Source organism: Sinomonas sp. P47F7, from assembly GCF_049332655.1.
In the GTDB taxonomy this organism is placed as follows: domain Bacteria; phylum Actinomycetota; class Actinomycetes; order Actinomycetales; family Micrococcaceae; genus Sinomonas.
Genome location: NZ_CP186327.1, coordinates 958,838 through 976,417, shown reverse-complemented (window position 1 = coordinate 976,417; position 17,580 = coordinate 958,838). Strand labels below are relative to the sequence as shown.

At 68.3% G+C, this 17,580-nt stretch carries 20 protein-coding genes and 1 pseudogene; 15 read left to right on the top strand and 6 right to left on the bottom strand.

Annotated elements, in window-relative coordinates; genetic code table 11:
- Positions 1-3: 3 nt before the first annotated feature.
- The 6 genes from ACOKR1_RS04760 (at position 4) to ACOKR1_RS04735 (ending at position 3,622) form a co-directional block, all read left to right on the top strand.
- Entirely contained in the window at positions 4-1,098 is a 1,095-nt protein-coding gene (locus tag ACOKR1_RS04760; protein ID WP_422935595.1) for a hypothetical protein, read from the top strand.
- Between the two features lie 66 nt (positions 1,099-1,164).
- Positions 1,165-1,371, top strand: a complete 207-nt coding sequence (locus ACOKR1_RS04755) for a hypothetical protein (RefSeq protein ID WP_422935594.1) — start codon at positions 1,165-1,167, stop codon at positions 1,369-1,371.
- A gap of 9 nt (positions 1,372-1,380) precedes the next feature.
- Positions 1,381-1,707, top strand: coding sequence for a hypothetical protein (locus ACOKR1_RS04750; RefSeq protein ID WP_422935593.1), 327 nt, complete (start codon positions 1,381-1,383; stop codon positions 1,705-1,707).
- 157 nt (positions 1,708-1,864) lie between these two features.
- Entirely contained in the window at positions 1,865-2,068 is a 204-nt protein-coding gene (locus ACOKR1_RS04745) for a hypothetical protein (protein ID WP_422935592.1), read from the top strand.
- A 207-nt stretch (positions 2,069-2,275) separates the two neighbouring features.
- Positions 2,276-2,479, top strand: a complete 204-nt coding sequence (locus ACOKR1_RS04740; RefSeq protein WP_415853396.1) for a hypothetical protein — start codon at positions 2,276-2,278, stop codon at positions 2,477-2,479.
- A 438-nt stretch (positions 2,480-2,917) separates the two neighbouring features.
- Positions 2,918-3,622 (top strand): FadR/GntR family transcriptional regulator, encoded by a 705-nt coding sequence (locus tag ACOKR1_RS04735; RefSeq protein WP_422935591.1) that lies wholly within the window; start codon positions 2,918-2,920, stop codon positions 3,620-3,622.
- 73 nt (positions 3,623-3,695) lie between these two features.
- On the opposite strand, the gene ACOKR1_RS04730 is transcribed toward ACOKR1_RS04735, so the two are convergent.
- From ACOKR1_RS04730 to ACOKR1_RS04720, 3 genes are all read right to left on the bottom strand, one after another.
- Positions 3,696-4,593 (bottom strand): IS5 family transposase gene (locus ACOKR1_RS04730; protein ID WP_422935249.1). Its coding sequence is split into 2 segments (ribosomal slippage): positions 3,696-4,232 and positions 4,234-4,593, totalling 897 coding nucleotides; the frame shifts between segments, so codons are not numbered across the junction.
- A 47-nt stretch (positions 4,594-4,640) separates the two neighbouring features.
- Complete coding sequence (locus tag ACOKR1_RS04725) at positions 4,641-5,069, bottom strand: GlcG/HbpS family heme-binding protein (protein WP_415853398.1); 429 nt, start codon at positions 5,067-5,069, stop codon at positions 4,641-4,643.
- Positions 5,066-7,252: a malate synthase G gene (locus ACOKR1_RS04720; protein ID WP_422935590.1), complete on the bottom strand. Its 2,187-nt coding sequence runs from the start codon at positions 7,250-7,252 to the stop codon at positions 5,066-5,068. The genes ACOKR1_RS04725 and ACOKR1_RS04720 overlap by 4 nt, the downstream gene beginning before the upstream one ends.
- A 247-nt stretch (positions 7,253-7,499) precedes the next feature.
- On the opposite strand from ACOKR1_RS04720, the gene ACOKR1_RS04715 reads away from it, so the two are divergent.
- From ACOKR1_RS04715 to ACOKR1_RS04700, 4 genes are all read left to right on the top strand, one after another.
- Entirely contained in the window at positions 7,500-9,251 is a 1,752-nt protein-coding gene (locus ACOKR1_RS04715) for an L-lactate permease (protein WP_422935589.1), read from the top strand.
- 53 nt (positions 9,252-9,304) lie between these two features.
- Complete coding sequence (locus tag ACOKR1_RS04710) at positions 9,305-10,693, top strand: FAD-binding oxidoreductase (protein ID WP_422935588.1); 1,389 nt, start codon at positions 9,305-9,307, stop codon at positions 10,691-10,693.
- Positions 10,694-10,890: 197 nt separating this feature from the next.
- Positions 10,891-11,622: a FadR/GntR family transcriptional regulator gene (locus ACOKR1_RS04705; RefSeq protein ID WP_422935587.1), complete on the top strand. Its 732-nt coding sequence runs from the start codon at positions 10,891-10,893 to the stop codon at positions 11,620-11,622.
- Between the two features lie 267 nt (positions 11,623-11,889).
- The gene (locus tag ACOKR1_RS04700; protein ID WP_422935586.1) at positions 11,890-12,372 is read left to right on the top strand and encodes a hypothetical protein; all 483 of its coding nucleotides are present in this window, start codon (positions 11,890-11,892) and stop codon (positions 12,370-12,372) included.
- A 452-nt stretch (positions 12,373-12,824) separates the two neighbouring features.
- Here the strand turns inward: ACOKR1_RS04700 and ACOKR1_RS04695 are convergent, their stop codons facing one another.
- Positions 12,825-13,124, bottom strand: a complete 300-nt coding sequence (locus tag ACOKR1_RS04695; protein WP_422935585.1) for a MerR family transcriptional regulator — start codon at positions 13,122-13,124, stop codon at positions 12,825-12,827.
- Between the two features lie 133 nt (positions 13,125-13,257).
- Here ACOKR1_RS04695 and ACOKR1_RS04690 point away from each other — a divergent pair, with 133 nt between their 5' ends.
- The 5 genes from ACOKR1_RS04690 to ACOKR1_RS04670 all read left to right on the top strand — a co-directional run bounded on the left by ACOKR1_RS04690 (position 13,258) and on the right by ACOKR1_RS04670 (position 15,592).
- A complete protein-coding gene (locus tag ACOKR1_RS04690; RefSeq protein ID WP_422935584.1) occupies positions 13,258-13,680 on the top strand; it encodes an Hsp20/alpha crystallin family protein in 423 nt (140 codons plus the stop codon).
- A 73-nt stretch (positions 13,681-13,753) separates the two neighbouring features.
- Positions 13,754-14,092, top strand: coding sequence for a DnaJ domain-containing protein (locus tag ACOKR1_RS04685; RefSeq protein ID WP_422935583.1), 339 nt, complete (start codon positions 13,754-13,756; stop codon positions 14,090-14,092).
- A 29-nt stretch (positions 14,093-14,121) separates the two neighbouring features.
- Positions 14,122-14,523, top strand: a complete 402-nt coding sequence (locus ACOKR1_RS04680; RefSeq protein WP_422935582.1) for a hypothetical protein — start codon at positions 14,122-14,124, stop codon at positions 14,521-14,523.
- Positions 14,524-14,727: 204 nt separating this feature from the next.
- Entirely contained in the window at positions 14,728-14,997 is a 270-nt protein-coding gene (locus ACOKR1_RS04675; RefSeq protein ID WP_422935581.1) for a 3,4-dihydroxy-2-butanone-4-phosphate synthase, read from the top strand.
- 175 nt (positions 14,998-15,172) lie between these two features.
- The gene (locus tag ACOKR1_RS04670; RefSeq protein WP_422935580.1) at positions 15,173-15,592 is read left to right on the top strand and encodes a response regulator; all 420 of its coding nucleotides are present in this window, start codon (positions 15,173-15,175) and stop codon (positions 15,590-15,592) included.
- 153 nt (positions 15,593-15,745) lie between these two features.
- Here ACOKR1_RS04670 and ribB read toward each other — a convergent pair.
- Both ribB and ACOKR1_RS04660 read right to left on the bottom strand, forming a co-directional pair.
- A pseudogene (gene ribB / locus ACOKR1_RS04665) lies at positions 15,746-16,339 on the bottom strand (3,4-dihydroxy-2-butanone-4-phosphate synthase); the annotation flags it as partial.
- A 292-nt stretch (positions 16,340-16,631) separates the two neighbouring features.
- Positions 16,632-17,579 (bottom strand): 3-keto-5-aminohexanoate cleavage protein, encoded by a 948-nt coding sequence (locus ACOKR1_RS04660; protein ID WP_422935579.1) that lies wholly within the window; start codon positions 17,577-17,579, stop codon positions 16,632-16,634.
- Between the last annotated feature and the right edge of the window lies 1 nt (position 17,580).

Genomic DNA, 17,580 nt, shown 5'->3' with positions numbered 1-17,580 from the left:
TCCGTGGGCAGCAGCTACACCGCCGGTCAGCTGTTCCAGCTCTTCCGAGACGGGACGCAGATGACCCGCTCCCAAGTCTGTGCGGCGACCGGCCTCTCCCGCACCGCGGCGTCTGAACGCCTCGACGAGCTCCGCAGCCTGGCACTCATCGCGCCCGTCAAAGAGGCGCCCTCGACGGGCGGGCGCCGCGCTGCACTCTTCGCCTTCGCGCCCACTGCCCTCGCAGTGGCAGGGGCCGCACCCGCAGGCGACGGCGCGCGGGTGGGCGTCTACGACGTCGGCGGCAGCTGTCTCGGCTGGGCCGAAGTCGGCGGCGATGAGGGCCCATCCACGCTAGTGGAGACGGCGCGGAGTATCGCTTCACAGGGTGCCGTCCATCTCCTAGGCCTAGGACTCATCGCTCACGGCGGCGGCGAGCTCTCCTCGGGTGCGCACCATGGACTCACCGTTCGCGCCTACGGCAGGACCGAGGCGTCGGCCATTGCGCAGGCGCAGCGATTCGGCTCGGACCGCCGCGTGCTGTACTGCGCCGTGGGGCGGACGACCGCATGCACGCTCGTGGCCGAGAGACACGTCCTGTGGTCGACCGACGACCTCGGCCACGCGCCGCTCGCCGGCGAATCCGGAGTCGAGTGCTCATGCGGAAGCACCTCCTGCCTCAAAGGCCTGGCCTCGAACCTGCAATCGGCTGGACCCGGCGGTCGCGGCACAGCCCTTTCCCGTCAGATCGGACGCAGCCTGGGGTCTGGTCTCACTGCGCTCGTCAGCTTCCTCGAGCCCGACGTCGTCGTCATCGACGTCGCCGGATCAAACGGCGAGGACCTGCTCGCAGGCGTTCGCGGATGGCTGTACAGCCATGTCCACACGTCCGTGGCCGGGACACTCTCCATCACGCGCGGGGTCGCGGTCGACGGCGGTCTCGCCAACGCCGCAGCCGCGGCCTTCATCGACGAGGCGCTCACAGCAAGCAGCATCGATGGGCGCCTTCAGCGTCGGCATGATCATCGTGAGGCGAGGCCGACGCCCAAGAACCCCTGCCGACAATCGCTCACATTCGCAGTGGATGGTGTACGGACGCCGCAAATCAACCGCAGATGAGGTCACAGGTGCCCGAGATGGCCAGCGCACGCCACGTCGAGCTGGCCTGATTCGGCTTGGGCGGCTATGAGGGAGATCGGGGCCGCGACCGTCAGGGGGACCCGGGGGCAGTGGTGCGCTGGCCAGGACGGTTGCGCGGGCGTGGTCGGCGGCCGAGGCGGGCTCCCCGAGGCAAAGCGCGGAGAGCAGCTGGCGGACACGCGCCGCGAGGGCGTCCGAGGCATCGGTGAGGGGGTGTGCGAGGATGTCCTGGGCGATGGTGGCGGCCTGTGAAAGGTCGCCTTGCCTCAGCAGGCTCTCGGCTCGCAGGTAGGCCATCTCCCACCACACAGCCGGCTTGCCCGCGGCGTGGGCGTACCGTGCCGCCGCGGCCGCCTGCCGGGCGGACTCGGGGTCGTCGCGCAGGTCCCAGGCCTGCCGTGCGGCAAGGCCCGCGTGGACGTACGCAGCCACCTCGGGGGTGGCTGTCCGGTTCCACGCCTCGAGCGTCTGGGGTGCGAGCCCGAGGCGCCCGGCAAGCTCGGCGATGATCCCGGTCGTGGGCTCGCGGCGCCCGACTTCGAGCAGAGAGATGTCGACGGCCTGCTCGAGATGATCGGACATCGCTAGGAGCACGCCCGGGACGGCTTCCTTTCGCTCGGACGCGACCCGGCACACGTTCCACGCCAAGGCGTCTGCCGCTCCCCTGACCGCGTCTCCGATCCGGGAAGCGGTGACGCTTGCGGGTGGACCGAAGCTGACGTTCTCGCTGAGGTCCAGGGGCACCATGAGCAGGCCCGCCGAGACGGAGAGCTTCCAGCCAGGCGGCGGGGCCGGCCACGACGGATCCGGCGTCCACCCGTTCGACGGCATCCAGCCAGGCGGCATCTTCGGCCAGCCCGGCGGCGGGTTGAAGACCATCCGCTGTTCCGGCTCGCGGCCAGCCGCCCGAGTTGGGGCGGGTGGTGGCTTGGGCGTCCCGGGCAGGTAGACGTCATCGAGGTCCACAGGTTCGTGCCATGACCCGTAGCCGAAGATCTTCTCCCACAGCCGGATCCTCTGCCGGTGCGCTTCGGGACCTATCGGGTACGGGCCGAGGATCTTCAGGGTCTTGTCGACCTCCCAAGTGACGTCCTGGCGGCCGACGATCGTCGGCGGAACCGCCGGGTCGCGCTTGTCGGATGCTGGGGACGCGGAATTGCCGAAGATTCCCATTCGGGGGTACCCAACGCTCGCCGCCGTCGACGCCACCCACTTCAGCGGGGAGATCCACTATTTCGAGATCTTCGACGCGGCGGCCAGCGACGCCATCGACGGCTACTACGGGCTGGGACTCTACGTCGACTTCCCCGACTACGTCGTCTCCGTCGTCCACGACGTCTATTGGACGGCCCGGCGGTGACTCAAGAGGGCCAACGCTCATTTTGGTGACGGGTCACTCCGGGCCCCGGGGCAGGGCCTTCCAGCGTGGTCCCGGCGCGGCCCGTCAAAGCGTTCGGTGGTACCAGGAGTTAAAGACGAGGAAGTACAGGAGCCCAAGCAGGACCGCGAGGACCAGGAGAATGCGACGAAGACCCGGACCGGCTGCCTACAGCCGGCTCGAGGGCGGACTGCGGGGCATCCTGATCGAGGGGCCCCGGGGCGGGCAGACTACCCTGTGGCCTTTGGGCGTCAGGCAGGGTACCGGGAACAGGCTTCCAGCCTTGGCCGCCCTGCGCCTGCTGCGGTCCTCCTTGGCGCCGCCGATCCTGCCCCGGGGACCGAGTTCGAGGCAGGATTCGGGCGCTGAGGCCGAGGGCGTGGGAGCCGTGTTCGGGTTCGCGTGGGGCAAGATGGATGCATGGGTGAACTGACCGAGGGCCGGGCGCACGATGCGGTGCTGCGCCACATCGAGGACAGTCTGCGCTCTGGTGCCATCAAGCTGGGTGACAGGCTGCCGGGCGAACGGGCCCTGGCCGAGCAGTTCGGAATCTCCAGGGCGTCCGTGCGGAACGCCATCCGATCTCTCGAGGTGATGGGCGTGGTGCGTGCAGCGACGGGGTCCGGGCCGCATTCGGGCACCATCGTCGTCTCTGACCCGTCCTCGGCCCTTGGCGTAGCGCTGCGCATGCACGTCGCAAGCCACCAGCTCCCCCTCAAGGACATCGTCGAAGCCCGGATCATGACAGAGACGTGGGCGCTCGAACATGCTGCGGCCGCGCCGTGGACGGCCGAGCAGCTCGATGACGCACGGCGGCTGCTTGAGGCGATGGACGACGACGCCATGCCCTCGCAGATCTTCACCCTCCTCGACGCCCAGTTCCATGTTGCGCTCAGCACCTTGGCTGGCAACGTCGTCGTGAGCACCATGATGGAGTCGATGCGCGAGGCAATCCGCGACTACATCAGCGACGCGGTGACCCGGCGCGGCACCTGGGGCGACATGGTGCATGTGCTCCGCGCGCACCACCATGGCATCTTCGAGGCCGTCGAGGCGCGCGACGGGGCCAAGGCAGCCCTTCTTGTCCGCGAGCACATCGAATGGTTCTACGGTCAGGCCATGTGAATGCACCCGCCCCCAGCCCTCGAAGGTGTGGCCTTCAAGCGCTGGGGCAGTGCAGGGGCGTTTCTTCAGTGGGCTAGGGCGTGTCTCCTAACCTCTTGAGCCATAGCGTGATGGCGTGCAGGACCGCGGCTCCGCGGTAGACGACGGCTAGCTTGTCGTAGCGGGTGGCGAGGCCGCGCCATTGCTTGGCCTGATTGAAGGAGCGCTCGACGACGTTGCGCCCGCGGTAGTCGTCTCGGTCGAATCCCGGCGGCCGGCCACCCTTCGCCCCGCGGCGCTTGCGGTGCCCGATCTGGTCCGAGGGCTCGGGGATGACCGCGGCGATCCCCCGTGAGCGAAGGTGGGTCCGGATTGCGCGGGAGGAGTACGCCTTGTCCCCGCGCACTCGGTCCGGGCGGGTCCGAGGCCTGCCGCGGCCGGGCCGGGCGACGCGCAGATGGCCCATCAGGACTGGGAACATCGGCGCGTCGCCGGACTGGCCGGGGCCGACCAGGATCACCAGCGGCAGGCCGCGGCCGTCGACGAGGTGGTGGATCTTCGTGCTCAGCCCGCCGCGGGAGCGTCCGACGCCGTGGTCACCGGGCTCGGCAAACAGATTCCTGTAGTTCGACAGGTCCCCCCGCGCTCCGGGCAAGGTTCGTCGCGTGCTGGTGGGCGCGGTTGACCGTCGAGTCGACGCTGACCGCCCACTCGATCTTCCCGGCCCCGTCGGCTGCGCTGAGCAGTTCGGCGTGGATCCGGTCCCAGGTCCCGTCGGCGCTGAAGCGGCGGTGCCGCTTCCACGCCGTCTGCCACGGACCGAACTCGGCCGGGAGATCCCGCCACGGCGCCCCGGTCCGGTACCGCCAGACGATCGCCTCCACCACGCGGCGGTGGTCCCTGAACGGGCGCCCGCCCTTCGCCGAGGCCAGAGGCATCAGCGCTTCGATCCGGGCCCACGCCTCATCTGAAAGAACACTCGTCCGCGACACCCACCCAACCCTGCCAACTGAAACCCGCGATGGTTAGGAGACACGCCCTAGGCGATCTGGGCTGTGAGACCTGCGGCCTGTATGGCCTTGGACGCGGCGGTCTCGTCGTTGTCCGAGCTGTCGCCGCTGATGCCGACGGCGCCTTGGACCGTGCCGTCCTCGCCGCGGACGAGCACCCCACCGGGGACTGGGATGAGGCGGCCGCCGAGGGCGGCGGCCGCTGCGGTGATGAAGTAGGCCTGCTGCTCGGCGCGCTCCATCAGGGCTCGTGAGCCCATCCCGAGGGCGAGTGCCCCGTAGGCCTTGCCGTGGGCGATCTCGAAGCGGTTGTTCGAGGCGCCGTCTTGCCGGGCGGCGGCGACGACGTGGCCTCCCGCATCGAGCACGACGGCGGCCAGGGGCTTGAAGCCGTGCTGCTGGCCTGCTGCGAGGGCCTCGGAGATGATGGACTGGGCCGTGGCGAGGTCGATGCTCATGATGCGCTCCTTGCAAGGTCGTCGCTGTGCTTCTGGGCTTCACGGCGCCGGTGCAGGATGGGCTCGGTGTAGCCGGAGGGCTGGCGGGCCCCCTCGAGCACGAGCTCTCGGGCGGCTAGGAAGGCCTCAGTGTCGAACGCCGGAGACATCGGCAGGTAGTCCGGGTCGGAGGCGTTCTGCCCGTCGACGACGGCGGCCATGCGCCGCAGCGAGTCCTCCATCTGATCCTGGGTGATGACGCCGTGGAGGAGCCAGTTGGAGATGTGCTGGGAGCTGATGCGGCAGGTGGCACGGTCCTCCATCAGCGGGGTTCCGTGGATGTCGGGGACTTTGGAGCAGCCGATCCCGGCGTTGACCCAGCGCACCACATAGCCCAGCGTGCTCTGGATGTTGTTGTCCAGCTCGTTGCGCCGGGCTTCGGCGTCCCATGCGGAGGGGTCGCCGACCGGGATGGTGAGCAGCTGCCGCAGGGTGGTGCGCCGTGCTTGGCCGAGCTCGGCCTGCTGGGCGTCCACGTCAACCCGGTGGTAGTGGATGGCGTGCAGGGTCGCCGCGGTGGGCGAGGGGACCCAGGCGCAGTTGGCGCCGGCGAGCGGGTGGGCGATCTTCTGGGCGAGCATCTCCGCGAGATTGTCCGGGGCGGCCCACATGCCCTTGCCGATCTGGGCCCGGCCGCGGAACCCGCACTCGAGCCCGATGTCGACGTTGGCGTCCTCGTAGGCCTTGATCCAGCTGGTGGAGCGCATGTCCGCCTTGCGCACCATGGGGCCTGCGAGCATCGAGGTGTGGATCTCGTCTCCGGTGCGGTCCAGGAAGCCGGTGTTGACGAAGACCACCCGATCGCGTGCCTCCCAGATGCACGCCTTGAGGTTGGCCGAGGTGCGGCGTTCCTCGTCCATGATCCCGATCTTGAGGGTGAGCGGGTCCAGGCCGAGCACGGACTCGGCGCCGGCGAGCAGCGAGCAGGCCACGGCGACCTCGCGGGGGCCGTGCATCTTGGGCTTGACGATGTACACCGAACCGGTCCGCGAGTTGCGCCCGGCCTGAGGGCCCCGCAGGTCGTGCACGGAGCCGAGGCCGGTGAACAGGGCGTCGAGGATCTCCTCCGGCACGGGGTTCCCGGCCGCGTCGAGGACGGCGTCGCTGGTCATGAGGTGGCCGACCTGGCGGACGAGCAGCAGCGCGCGGCCGGGCAGGGTCAGCTCGGAGCCGTCGGGGGCTGTGTAGAGGCGGTCGGGGTTCAGCCGGCGGGTGTGGGTGCGTCCGCCCTTCTCGATCTCGGCAGTCAAGGTGCCCTGCATGAGCTGGAGCCAGTTGCGGTAGCCCAGCACCTTGTCCTCGGCGTCGACGGCCGCGACCGAGTCCTCGAGGTCCATGATCGTCGTAACAGCGGATTCGAGCACGATGTCCTTCACGCCGGCCGCGTCGCCGGACCCGATCGGGTGGCTGCGGTCGATCTGGATCTCGACGTGGAGGCCGTGGTGCACGAGCAACACGGCCTCGGGCTCCGCGGGCGACCCGCGGTAGCCCGCGAAGAGGTCGGGCTCGGCGAGCCCGACGGGCCCGGACGGCGTTTCGGCGACGAGTGTGCCGTCGGCAATGTGGTAGGCGGTGACGTCCGTGTGGGAGCCGCTGGCGAGAGGCGTGTGCTCGTCGAGGAACTGCCGTCCGCGGGCCACGACGGCAGCGCCCCGGACGGGGTTGTAGGCGCCGGTGCGCTCGCGCCCCTCCGCCTCGTCGATGACGTCGGTGCCGTAGAGCGCGTCGTAGAGCGAGCCCCAGCGGGCGTTGGCTGCGTTCGCCGCGAAGCGGGCGTTCAGGAGCGGGACCACCAGCTGGGGTCCGGAGACGGTGGCGACCTCCGCGTCGACGCGGTCGGTCGTGATCGTGAAGTCCCCGGGCTCGTCCTCGAGGTAGCCGATCGAGCGCAGGAAGGCCTCGTACGCCTCCGGGTCCACCCCGCCAGCGCCGGCGGAGCGGTGGAACTCGTCGATCTGCTCCTGAAGCCGATCCCGTACCGCCAGCAGCTCGCGCACCTGCGGGTAGAACTCCTCGATGAGCCGCGCAGCACCCGCCCAGAAGTCCTCCTCCCGGATCCCCGTACCCGGCAGCGCCTCGTCCCGGACGAAGGCGTAGAGCCCCCCGGCCACGCTGAGCCCGTTCGTCTCGACCCGTTCCTGCATGAGCCCACCTCCTCTAGTTTCCGTAATGCAAAAAAGACATCTCGAATGACAAAAGCTATCCGTGACGTCCAGGCCGTGTCAACGTGTGGACCGACCACCCGTCTGCGAATCGGAGATGTGGACTGACCATCGTGGACTGACCATTGACGGTGATCTGTCGCACACCTAGACTCCTCGGCGAGGACCGTTCCGCCTTCTGGAAGCGGCCTTCCACAGCGGTCACAAGAACGCAGACAAAGGAGTCTCTGTGCCCACTTTCCACCAGCTCGTCGACCCTCTGGGCGGTTCAGTCGCGCTGGCCGCCCTGCTCGCGGCCCTGCCTCTGATCCTGCTGTTCATCGTGCTCGGCGTCTTCCGCACCAAGGCGTGGAAGGCCGCCGTCGCAAGCCTGATCCTCTCGATCGTCCTGGCTGCCACTGTGTGGCGGATGCCGCTGGACCAGACGCTCAGCGCAACGGCCGAAGGGGCGTTCTACGGCTTCTTCCCGATCCTGTGGATCCTCATCAACGCCCTGTGGGTGTACCGGCTGACCACCGAAACGCGCTGGTTCGAGGTGCTCGGGGCGACGATCCGCTCGATCTCGAACGACCACCGCGTCCTGGCGATCCTGATCGCCTTCTGCTTCGGCGCGCTCCTCGAAGCCCTCGCCGGGTTCGGAGCGCCGGTCGCGATCACCTCGGCGATGCTGATGGCCGCCGGAATGAAGCCGCTCAAGTCCGCCGCGGTCTCGCTTCTGGCCAACACGGCCCCGGTCGCCTTCGGGGCCATGGGATCGCCGGTCATCGCCCTCAGCGGCGTCACCGGCATCCCCCTCGCGACGGTCTCGGCCATGGCAGGGCGCCAGACGCCTTTCCTTGCCCTGATCGTCCCTCTGCTTCTCGTGTTCATCGTCGACGGCAGGCGCGGCATCCGCCAGACGTGGCCAGCGGCCGTCGTTGGCGGCACGGTGTTCGCCATCGTCCAGTTCCTCACGTCGAACTTCTTCACCGTCGAGCTCACGGACGTCCTAGCGAGCATTGTCGCCATCGCCGCCGTCCTCCTGCTGCTGCGGGTGTGGACGCCCGCCGCCGGGACGCCCGGCGCCGGGGACGCGGCCGCCGTCGTCCGCGAGGCCGAGGCCATCGCGCTCAGCGCTGAGGGGATGGGCGCGCGCACTGGAGTCAGGACGGCGGTCGACGGCGGGAGGGCCACCGGCACGGGTGGGCCAACCGGATCGAGCGTGGCAGCAGAAGGGGAAGAGGGGGCCCCCGCGCGCCCATCGCCTCGGGAGATCTGGATGGCGATCGCACCGTACCTCGTGATCATCGCGGTGTTCTCCTTCTCCCAGATTCCGGCCGTCAAGGCCTGGCTGACCGACGTTGGCGGCTTCTCGTTCCGCTGGCCGTGGCTCGACGTCGTCGGCACGAACGGCAAGCCCGTCTCGTCGCAGACCATGCGCTTCGACCACCTCAAGGCGACCGGAACGCTCCTCCTCGTCTCCGGGCTCATCACCCTCGCCGTCTACCGGATCCCCTTCCGTTCCGGCGTGAGGATCTACGGCCAGACTCTGGCGATGCTCCGGTGGACGATCCTGACCGTGTGCTCCGTCCTGGCCCTCTCGTTCGTCATGAACCTCTCGGGCGAGACGGGCACCCTCGGTGTGGCGCTCGCCTCGGCGGGAGGGATCTTCGCCCTCCTCTCGCCCGTCCTGGGCTGGATCGGCGTCGCGCTCACGGGCTCGGACACCTCGTCGAACTCGCTCTTCGGCCAGCTCCAAGTGACCGCTGCCTCGCACGCGGGACTCTCGCCAGTGCTCATGGCCGCGACGAACTCCTCGGCCGGGGTCCTGGGCAAGATGCTCTCCCTCCAGAACCTGGCCGTGGCTGCAGCCGCCGTGGGAATCGACGGGTTGGAAAGCACCCTGTTCCGCAGGCTCCTCGGCTGGAGCATCGGTCTCCTCGTGGTGCTGACCGTGCTGGTCCTCCTGCAGAGCTCGGTCCTTGCCTGGATGGTGCCGTGACCGCCTCGACCGACTCGCTCGACCCTCGAAACGACCGCCCGAAAGGCCCTGCAATGCCCATCAAGACCCCCCCGGACGCTTCCGAGGTCACCGCGGACGCTGAGGCTACGCTCGCGGCCCACCCGCGTTACACCTCCGATGCCGACGCACGCGCGGCCGCGGCCACCGACCGGTCCGGCTACATCCCGCCCACCCTCCCGGACGGCGTTGTCCTTGCCCGCAGCGTCGATGACGTCGTCGAGGCACTCCGGCTCGCCCAGGCCAACGGCGTCCCCGTGGTCCCGCGTGGCGCAGGAACCGGCTTGGCCGCCGGCGCCAGCGCCCACGCCGGTCAGGTCGTGGTGGACGTCTCGGGCATGAACCGCATTCTGGCCATCGACCCCGTGGAGATGACAGCAGTCGTCGAACCCGGCGTGCTCAACGCCGAAGTCAACGCCGCCGCCGCCGAGCACGGGCTCTTCTACGCCCCCGATCCGGCAAGCACGGCAATCTGCTCGATCGGCGGCAACATCGCCACCAATGCCGGCGGCATGTGGTGCGCGAAGTACGGCGTCACACGGGAATCCGTGCTCGGACTCCGCGTCGTCCTCGCCGACGGCCGCATCCTCCGCACCGGCCGGACGACCATCAAGGGAGTCACCGGCTATGACCTCAACGCCCTCTTCATCGGCTCCGAGGGAACCCTCGGAATCGTCGTCGAAGCGACGCTGCGCCTGCGGCCACGCCCCGTGCGCACCGAGACCCTCGCCGCGTACTTCCCCGACATCGAAGCGGCGGGCCGTGCGGCCTCAGCGATCACGGCCGCGCGGATCCAGCCCTCTATCCTCGAGCTCATGGACGGCCCAACGCTCGAGGCCGTCGATCAGGCCGAGGGCAGCCGCCACCGCGAACTCGGTGGAGCCTTCCTCCTCGCGCAGACCGACGGCTACGGCGCCCACCTCGAGCTCGACGAAATCGAAGGGGCCATCAACCCGTACGCCACCTCGACCCACCGTGCAGGGAGCACCGAGGAGGCCGAGGCCCTCGTCAAGGCCCGGCGCGACGCGATCCCAGCCCTCGAAAAGCTCGGCCGCGTCTCGATCGGCGACATCGCCGTCCCGCGGAACCGCCTCGCCGAGGCCTTCGCCGGCCTCGCGGACACCGCGGCCCGAACCGGCGTGCGGATCTTCAGCGTCGCCCACGCCGCGGACGGCAACCTCCACCCCATGATCGTCGTGAACCCCCACGAGTCGATCACCGACGGACCCGCCAAGTCTGCCCTCCGGGACATGTTCCGCCTCGCCCAGCGCCTCGGCGGCACGCTCACCGGCGAGCACGGCGTGGGACTGCTCAAGCGCGAATGGGTCGGTGAAGAACTCGGCGAGACCTCCCGCTCCCTCCAGCACGCCATCAAAGCCGCCTTGGACCCCTCCGGAATCCTGAACCCCGGAAAGGCCATCTAGCCGCAGTTCCAGCCGAAGGACCACCCGGTGACCCCGGGTGGCTCGGCTTGAACTGCCCGCGGGCTCGGCGGCATGCCGAGCCGAGCGGCGCAGACGGCGGCCCCGTCAAGAAATCACGCAGCCAATGCGCTGGAGATCGGACCACCTGACCAGCATCATTCAAGAGTCACTCACACCCGTCAGGGGAAGGAAGAACGATGGCCGAGACTGCCAGCAGGATCGAACGCGTGGAGCGGCTCCGGGTCTCCGACTCGGTAGCCGCCCAGCTGACCCAGCTCATCACCAAGGGCGTCTACGCCGTCGGCGAGAAGCTCCCGCCGGAGCGAGTGCTCGCAGAGGAATTCGGTGTGAGCCGCAGCTCCATGCGCGAAGCCATCAGAAGCATCGAAGCCAGCGGCCTGGTCAGCAGCAACCACGGCGTGGGCGTCTTCGTCGTCAGCAACACCGTCGCCTCCCAGGCGGGCTCCGACCTCCTGGTGTTCGAAGGCTTCACCGTCCCCGAACTGTTCGAGGTGCGGCGGATGATGGAAAGGGACGCCGCGGGCCTGGCAGCACGCCGCATCACGCCTGGGTACGCCTCAGAGCTCCAGGACATCCTCAGCAGATGCGCCGACCCGGACCTCCCCAACGAGGAATTCGTCAAGCTCGACTTCAAGCTGCACCAGACGATCGCGAAGGCCTCCAAGAACGGACTGCTCGCCACGATATACGGCAGCCTGGAGCCGATGATGGTCAAGTATTCGCACCGCGTCATCGACCTCCCGGGCCGCCGTGAAGGCTCGCACAGGGGCCACACGAAGATCGTCGACGCTGTCGTCGCAGGCCGGAGACGCCGAAAGTCCTTCGCGACCTGGGCGACGGGAGCACCGGAGTCGCGGCAGACCCTGATCACGTCTTCGCAGAACTCCTTGGGGACGCCTTCGGCATAGGGCACTTCCTTCCAGCGCCGACACACATCGACGCAGATCAGATGTCACCTAATCGTGAAGCAGTCCCCGATCCGTCGGTCGAGGCATTGACGCGGCATGGGGCCCGGTCCTACATTCGCTGCAGCTGGGTATTCAGGAGAGGCTCCCGGACGGCTCGCCGTCCCCGGGCCGCTCGATGGAATTACCTCGGGACAATGGTCTCGGCCGGTGCCTATCGGCTGCTGTGCAGGGCGTCCCGTCGTTCTAACACGAGGGATGTGCGACAAGATGCTCACAAGAACAATGGCCGGCCTGGGCGCTGCAGGCCTCCTGGCGGCTGCGATCGCGGCCGGGGCAGCGGCATCGGCAAGCGCCACGACCGACCAGACTTGGCACTCGAACCAGATCAGCGATTCAATCCCTGTCACATGCGACGGGCCCGGAACCACGCCATTCTCCGGCCCCGGCAACGTCGTGGCGCACCTGACCGTGAACAATGCCGGCGACAGCTGGTTCACCACCACCGAAGAGGGCAGCGTCACCTTGAAGACCCTGTGGGGTGGATCGTGGAGCACCTGGGCCGGGCACATCCAGCTGTGGTTCGGCTCCGAGGACAACAACCAGAACAGCGTCCAGCATGCCACGGTCAACTTCAACGGAGTGAGCATCTCGGATCCCTCCAAGTCCCTGACCATGCACGCCGCGTTCACCGCCACGGTCAACGCCAACGGTGTTCTCGTCGTCAACAACCAGACGGTCAGCTGCCAGTAGCCGGCGAGGACGGCGGCGCGCCATCCGTGCGGTGCCCGCCATGTCAGGCGGTCCGCGCATGGGTCTATTCCCTGGCGCCCCCGTAGGACGGCCAGGACGATGCGCCCGCCACACTGGACCGGAGAAGCCGCAGATCCAACCGGGCACGACCGTCCGCGGCGCTGCCTGCCGGCGAGACCTACCTCTTCTTCCCCTGCCCGGCTGAACCGCGGCGGGAGCCGGGGCGGTGCCCCCGGCGAATTTGACTCGCGCCTTGCCGGCAGGCAGTGCGGCCTTGGACGGGAAGGGCTCAACCTGAGGCTTCCCGGCTGCGACGGCGTCGATAGGCCTTCGGGCCATCGCGGGTCCCCGAACAGGCCTTCTCCATCATCGCTATAGCCGGGATAGCCCAGGCCGTCGCTCCCTCTCGGTGGGCGGGCTCGCCTTGGAAGGGAGGTTCCGGCGTGCTGCCGTCAGCGGCCGGCGGCGGGGCGTGCTTCGGCGAGCTGGGCACGGAGGCTGGCGTTCTCGTCCTCGAGGGCGAGGACGAGGCGGATGCCTTCGACGTTCAGCCCGGCTTCGACGAGTTCGCTGATGCGGCCGAGCCGGTCCATGTCGTCCTCGCTGTAGCGGCGGGTCCCGCCGCCGGTGCGGGACGGGGCAAGCAGGCCCTTGCGTTCGTACAGGCGCAGGCTGGACAGGCCCAGGCCGGAGAGCTCGGCGGCCACCGAGATCGCGTAGACGCCGTCGGATGAGTCGCGCCTGCGGGCCATGCCACCACCTGATTCCTCTTGCCTTGACCTACCCGTGCTGATCTATTATATCTGTGTCTTGAGAGGCAGATCATATGCCGATCACGAAACACTAATTGTGATCCGAACCATCGAGCCATTGGAGGTGGCAGTGATGCTGATGCGAACCGATCCCTTCCGCGACCTCGACCGCCTGACCGAGCAGGTCTTCGGTACGACGACCCGGCCCACGACGATGCCGATGGAGGCCTGGCGCCAGGACGGGGAGTTCGTGGTCGAGTTCGACCTTCCGGGGGTGGACCCGGACACGATCGATGTCGACGTCGAGCGCAACGTCCTGACAGTCCGGGCGCAGCGGCGCTCTCATCGCCCGGAGAAGGCCGAGGCCGTCGCCGCCGAGCGGCCGGAGGGCACGTTCGGGCGTGAGCTGATCCTGGGCGATGCGCTGGATACGTCGAAGGTCAGTGCCGACTATGCCGACGGGGTCCTGACCCTGCGCATCCCGGTCGCCGAGCAGGCGAAGCCGCGCAAGATCAGCGTCACCACGAAGAAGGAGAAGAAGGAGATCGCCGCCTGAGCCTTCGCTGCCCCGGCCGGGCCGCCCAGTCGGGTCCGGCCGGGGCAGCAGGCCATACTCCGGCGAGGCAGCGATGCGTTCCGCTGACTTCTACACCCTGCTGGGCGTTGAACGCACGGCCACCAACGAGGAGATCCGCCGGGCCTTCCGCCGCCTTGTCCGCGAACTCCATCCGGACGGGCAGGCCGGGGAGGGCGCCGATCCGGAGCGGCTGCGCGAGGTGCTCGAGGCATACGCGGTTTTGGGCAGCCCCGACCGGCGGGCGGCCTACGACCAGGCGCTGCGCCGGGCCGAGGCGACTTCCCTGCTGTGGGCGGACTTCCCTTCGCGGGTCGCGCCGCTCCGGCGCGCCTGGTCCGTCTTCGACGATCCGGAGATCCTGCGGACCCTGTTCCGCTGGTGGTACCCCTGACCGGGGAACCGTGCAAGGAGGACGAGCAAGTGAGCGCTGTAAGCGGCGGGTGGCGCCGCTACGACAACACCCTGTTCCCGGTGTTCCATGAGAGGTTCGAGGAGAAGTGGGGGGCTGGGACGGCGCCGTTCCTGGATCCCAGCGTCTATGGAGAGGACCAGCCCCGGCCTCGCGCCCAATGGATCAACGTCGACACCGGCGCCGCGGTCGCCGTCGTCCCCGTCTGGGAGGACGACCCCGAAGCCCGCTCGTTCGCCGTCTTCTACCTCCCCCCGCACGGAGGCATCTGGGTCCTGCGGCCCCCAGGCCTGACCGGCTTCGTCGAGGCCGTCGCCAACGGCACCACAGCCACCGAGCACGCGATCGCCCTCCGCAACGACTCGTTCAAGAAGGCCGTCGCCCACGCCGAGGAATTCATCTACGGAACATAGCCGGCACGTCACCCCGGCGACGCCCCCCGCGTGGTCCCGAAACCCAAACACCGTTCGTGAGAGAGATCCGGTGTCCATCGTGGGGCCGTCCTGACCTGCCGGACGGCGGAATTCGGGAAGCGCTTGCGCCCGGATTGAGCGACCTGGCTATCGGGAAACACCTCGGGCGAGGAGGGGAGCATGTAGGCGAAGGGACGAGGCGCCATGCGGGAGCAGAGCGGTCTGTCCGATCTTGACGGCGCGCTCGAGGCCCTAGAGGGCCTCCGGCAGGGACGGCGCGTGACCGCTGTCGACGACGAAGGCCGTGAGAACGAGGGAGACATGATCCCGGCCGCCGAGCAGGCCGCACCGCCGGAAATGCTGCCGTGGACGATCCGGGGCACCAGCGGTCTTGTCTGTGCTCCGATGATCAACGAGGTCGCCGACGCTCTCGACCTGCCGCTGATGACCGAGAAGAAGCGGGAGACGCTATGATGCGCCTGCCCGCGCTGTTGGAGCTCGGCCGCGAGTGTCGACCTGCCCGTCATGAGCATCGAACAAGCGATCCCGGCGGTGTCACAGCCCGGATCGACAGGACGATAAGTGCGGCGCGCTGTTCGTGCTCTGCGCTCGACCTGGGGGATTTCCACACGAAGGCAGGGAGTGCGAAGTGGACCGAGATGAAGAGGCGACGGGAGCCACGCATCTGCGGGTGTTCCTCCTGATCGGCTATGGGCGACTCAGGGCCCAGATCAGGCATCTGCTCGAGCACGAGGGCATGGAGGTCGTGGGCGAAGGCGCCTCGGTTCGGGAAGCGCTCCGGCTCCTCCCGCGGCTCCGGCCCCACGTGGCCGTCCTGGACTCGACGGTCTCCGACGGCCACGGGATCGAGGTCTGCCGACAGGCCAGGGAATCGGTCCCAGGGCTCGGATGCGTCCTCCTTGCCAGCTACCCCGATGAGGCTCCGGAACAGGGCCAGGTGGACTGTGAGTTCGTCCTGCGGGAGATCGGCTCCCACCGCCTCCTCGAGGCCGTCCGGCGCGCCGCTGAGGGCGCGGGCACGGACCCGGAGAACGGGAGCCCGGGATGAGGGAGCACCCTGCCCGCGGGGCGGGAGACCGACCCCAGACCAGCTCCCGGACACTTCCGGCGCCACCCAGAATCCTTCCCCGAGGGAACAGTTCGGATGACAGGCGGCCCCCGGCTTTCCGTCTCCTGCGCCTCGGCCTCAGTCCCCGACTCCCAGGTGCTCGACGAGCTGGGCGATGCTGATCACGGGCATGCCCTTCTCCTGGCCGAGTTCGAGCAGCCCGGGCAGCCGCATCATCTCACCGTCGTCCGCAACGACCTCGGCGATCACGCCGACGGGCCGGAGACCCGCCAGCTTGAGGAGGTCCACGGCGGCCTCGGTGTGCCCCCGACGCTGCCGTACACCGCCGTCCACCGCCCGCAGCGGAAGGACATGACCGGGTCGGATCAGGCCCGCCGGGCTGGAGGAGGGATCGGCGAGGACGCGGAGGGTGCGGGAGCGGTCGGTGGCGCTGATTCCGGTGGTGGTCTGGTTGGCGGCATCTACCGTTATGGTGTAGGCCGTCCGCAGGGAGTCCTTGTTCTCCTCGGTCATGAGGGGCAGATCCAGCGAGTCCGCGGTCTCGTTCGGCATCGGAGCGCAGACGAAGCCGCTCGAGATGCGGATGATCCATGCGAGCCGCTCCGGCGTGGCATGCTGGGCGGCCATGATGATGTCGCCCTCGTTCTCGCGGTCTTCATCGTCGACCGCGATGATCGCCTTCCCCTGTCGGAGCGCCTCGAGGGCCTCTTCAATCTCAGAAAGCATGAGCTGCCCTTTCCTTGCTTCATTCCTGGGCAATGGTGAATGGAAATTCAGAGTCAAATGATCCAGCAGTTGCTCGCTGATTGGGATCGCTCGGGAAACCGACCGCCTGCCGGTATCAGATCCGGGCTGCCCCTTCCGTAGGCACCGAAGTGGACGCCGCCCCTCTGCGACGAGCCGTGGCCTGGGCACCGAAAGGTCAAACGCAAGTTCCTCAAGCCGATCGTGACAAAATTGGGATTTGGTCTGGCTTCCTGTCAGGAACGGGCACGGCGGCGACGATGGCCTGCCAGGGTCATGCGATTTTGTAGAGGGCTTTGGCCTCTTGCTGGGTTGCGATGGGGCGGCCGACTTCTCGTGCTATATCCTGCGCCTGCTGGAGGAGTTCGAGGTTGGTCGGGTTTCGGTCGGGGTCGTAGAAGAGCTCGAGGCCTGTCTTGATGTGGCCGCCTAGTTCGATGGCCCTGCGGAGGATGTGGGTGTCGTCGAGGGCGCCCTGGCCCCAGATGGAGATGTACCACGGGTGTTTGACCTTGGCTTCCTCGATCATCCAGAGGTAGTAGTACAGGCTCTCCAGGCTGGGCTTCATGCCGTTCGTTCCGATGGGCTCGAGGGCGGTGAGGCCGTAGTCTCCGATGAGGTAGAAGTCCCACATGGAGCCCGGGGTGGAGAGGCCCCGATTCACGTAGTGCATCGCGTGCCGCAGGTGCCCCGGCTCATAGACGCCGAAGACCATGGGCATGGCACGTTCCCGCAGCATCTTCATCTGGCTGGCAATGCGTCGGTAGTTGAAGCCGAACTCGGGGCCGGAAAGGTATCCCTCCTCGTCGACGTCCGTGGCGAACAGTGTGAGGCCCGTATCGACGCAGGCGATCTTCACGTTCGCACCCGAGGAGAGGAATGGGACATGCTCGAGGCCGTGCTCGTGGCCGGTCAGACGGAGATTGTTGCACGTTGTGGGGTACCACGTGATGTCCGGGTATTTCGCCAGCACGCTGTCCCACGTGCGCATGTAGTCCTTGTAGGCGTCCTCGCCGAGCAGGTCGAAGCTGCTGTTGTGCGCGTGGATCGCACCGGCCCCAGCCTCCCAGCACCGAATCGCGTCCTCGGCAATCTCCTCATAGGAGATCGGCGTGTTCGGGTTCATCTCCTTCGTGCGGATGCCGTTGATGTGGGACTCGATGACGACCGGATAGTCCCACCGGGGCTTCATATCCGCATATCTGTCGAGGGCGGTGGTCATG

What these genes read in the sequence shown, in the direction of transcription:
- ACOKR1_RS04685 (WP_422935583.1), top strand. Translation starts at nt 13,754, where the DNA reads ATGCGTTCCGCTGACTTCTACACCCTGCTGGGCGTTGAACGCACGGCC.
- ACOKR1_RS04700 (WP_422935586.1), top strand. Translation starts at nt 11,890, where the DNA reads ATGCTCACAAGAACAATGGCCGGCCTGGGCGCTGCAGGCCTCCTGGCG.
- ACOKR1_RS04735 (WP_422935591.1), top strand. Translation starts at nt 2,918, where the DNA reads ATGGGTGAACTGACCGAGGGCCGGGCGCACGATGCGGTGCTGCGCCAC.
- ACOKR1_RS04695 (WP_422935585.1), bottom strand. Translation starts at nt 13,124, where the DNA reads ATGGCCCGCAGGCGCGACTCATCCGACGGCGTCTACGCGATCTCGGTG.
- ACOKR1_RS04675 (WP_422935581.1), top strand. Translation starts at nt 14,728, where the DNA reads ATGCGGGAGCAGAGCGGTCTGTCCGATCTTGACGGCGCGCTCGAGGCC.
- ACOKR1_RS04710 (WP_422935588.1), top strand. Translation starts at nt 9,305, where the DNA reads ATGCCCATCAAGACCCCCCCGGACGCTTCCGAGGTCACCGCGGACGCT.
- ACOKR1_RS04725 (WP_415853398.1), bottom strand. Translation starts at nt 5,069, where the DNA reads ATGAGCATCGACCTCGCCACGGCCCAGTCCATCATCTCCGAGGCCCTC.
- ACOKR1_RS04745 (WP_422935592.1), top strand. Translation starts at nt 1,865, where the DNA reads ATGAGCAGGCCCGCCGAGACGGAGAGCTTCCAGCCAGGCGGCGGGGCC.
- ACOKR1_RS04660 (WP_422935579.1), bottom strand. Translation starts at nt 17,579, where the DNA reads ATGACCACCGCCCTCGACAGATATGCGGATATGAAGCCCCGGTGGGAC.
- ACOKR1_RS04720 (WP_422935590.1), bottom strand. Translation starts at nt 7,252, where the DNA reads ATGCAGGAACGGGTCGAGACGAACGGGCTCAGCGTGGCCGGGGGGCTC.
- ACOKR1_RS04705 (WP_422935587.1), top strand. Translation starts at nt 10,891, where the DNA reads ATGGCCGAGACTGCCAGCAGGATCGAACGCGTGGAGCGGCTCCGGGTC.
- ACOKR1_RS04690 (WP_422935584.1), top strand. Translation starts at nt 13,258, where the DNA reads ATGCTGATGCGAACCGATCCCTTCCGCGACCTCGACCGCCTGACCGAG.
- ACOKR1_RS04755 (WP_422935594.1), top strand. Translation starts at nt 1,165, where the DNA reads ATGAGGGAGATCGGGGCCGCGACCGTCAGGGGGACCCGGGGGCAGTGG.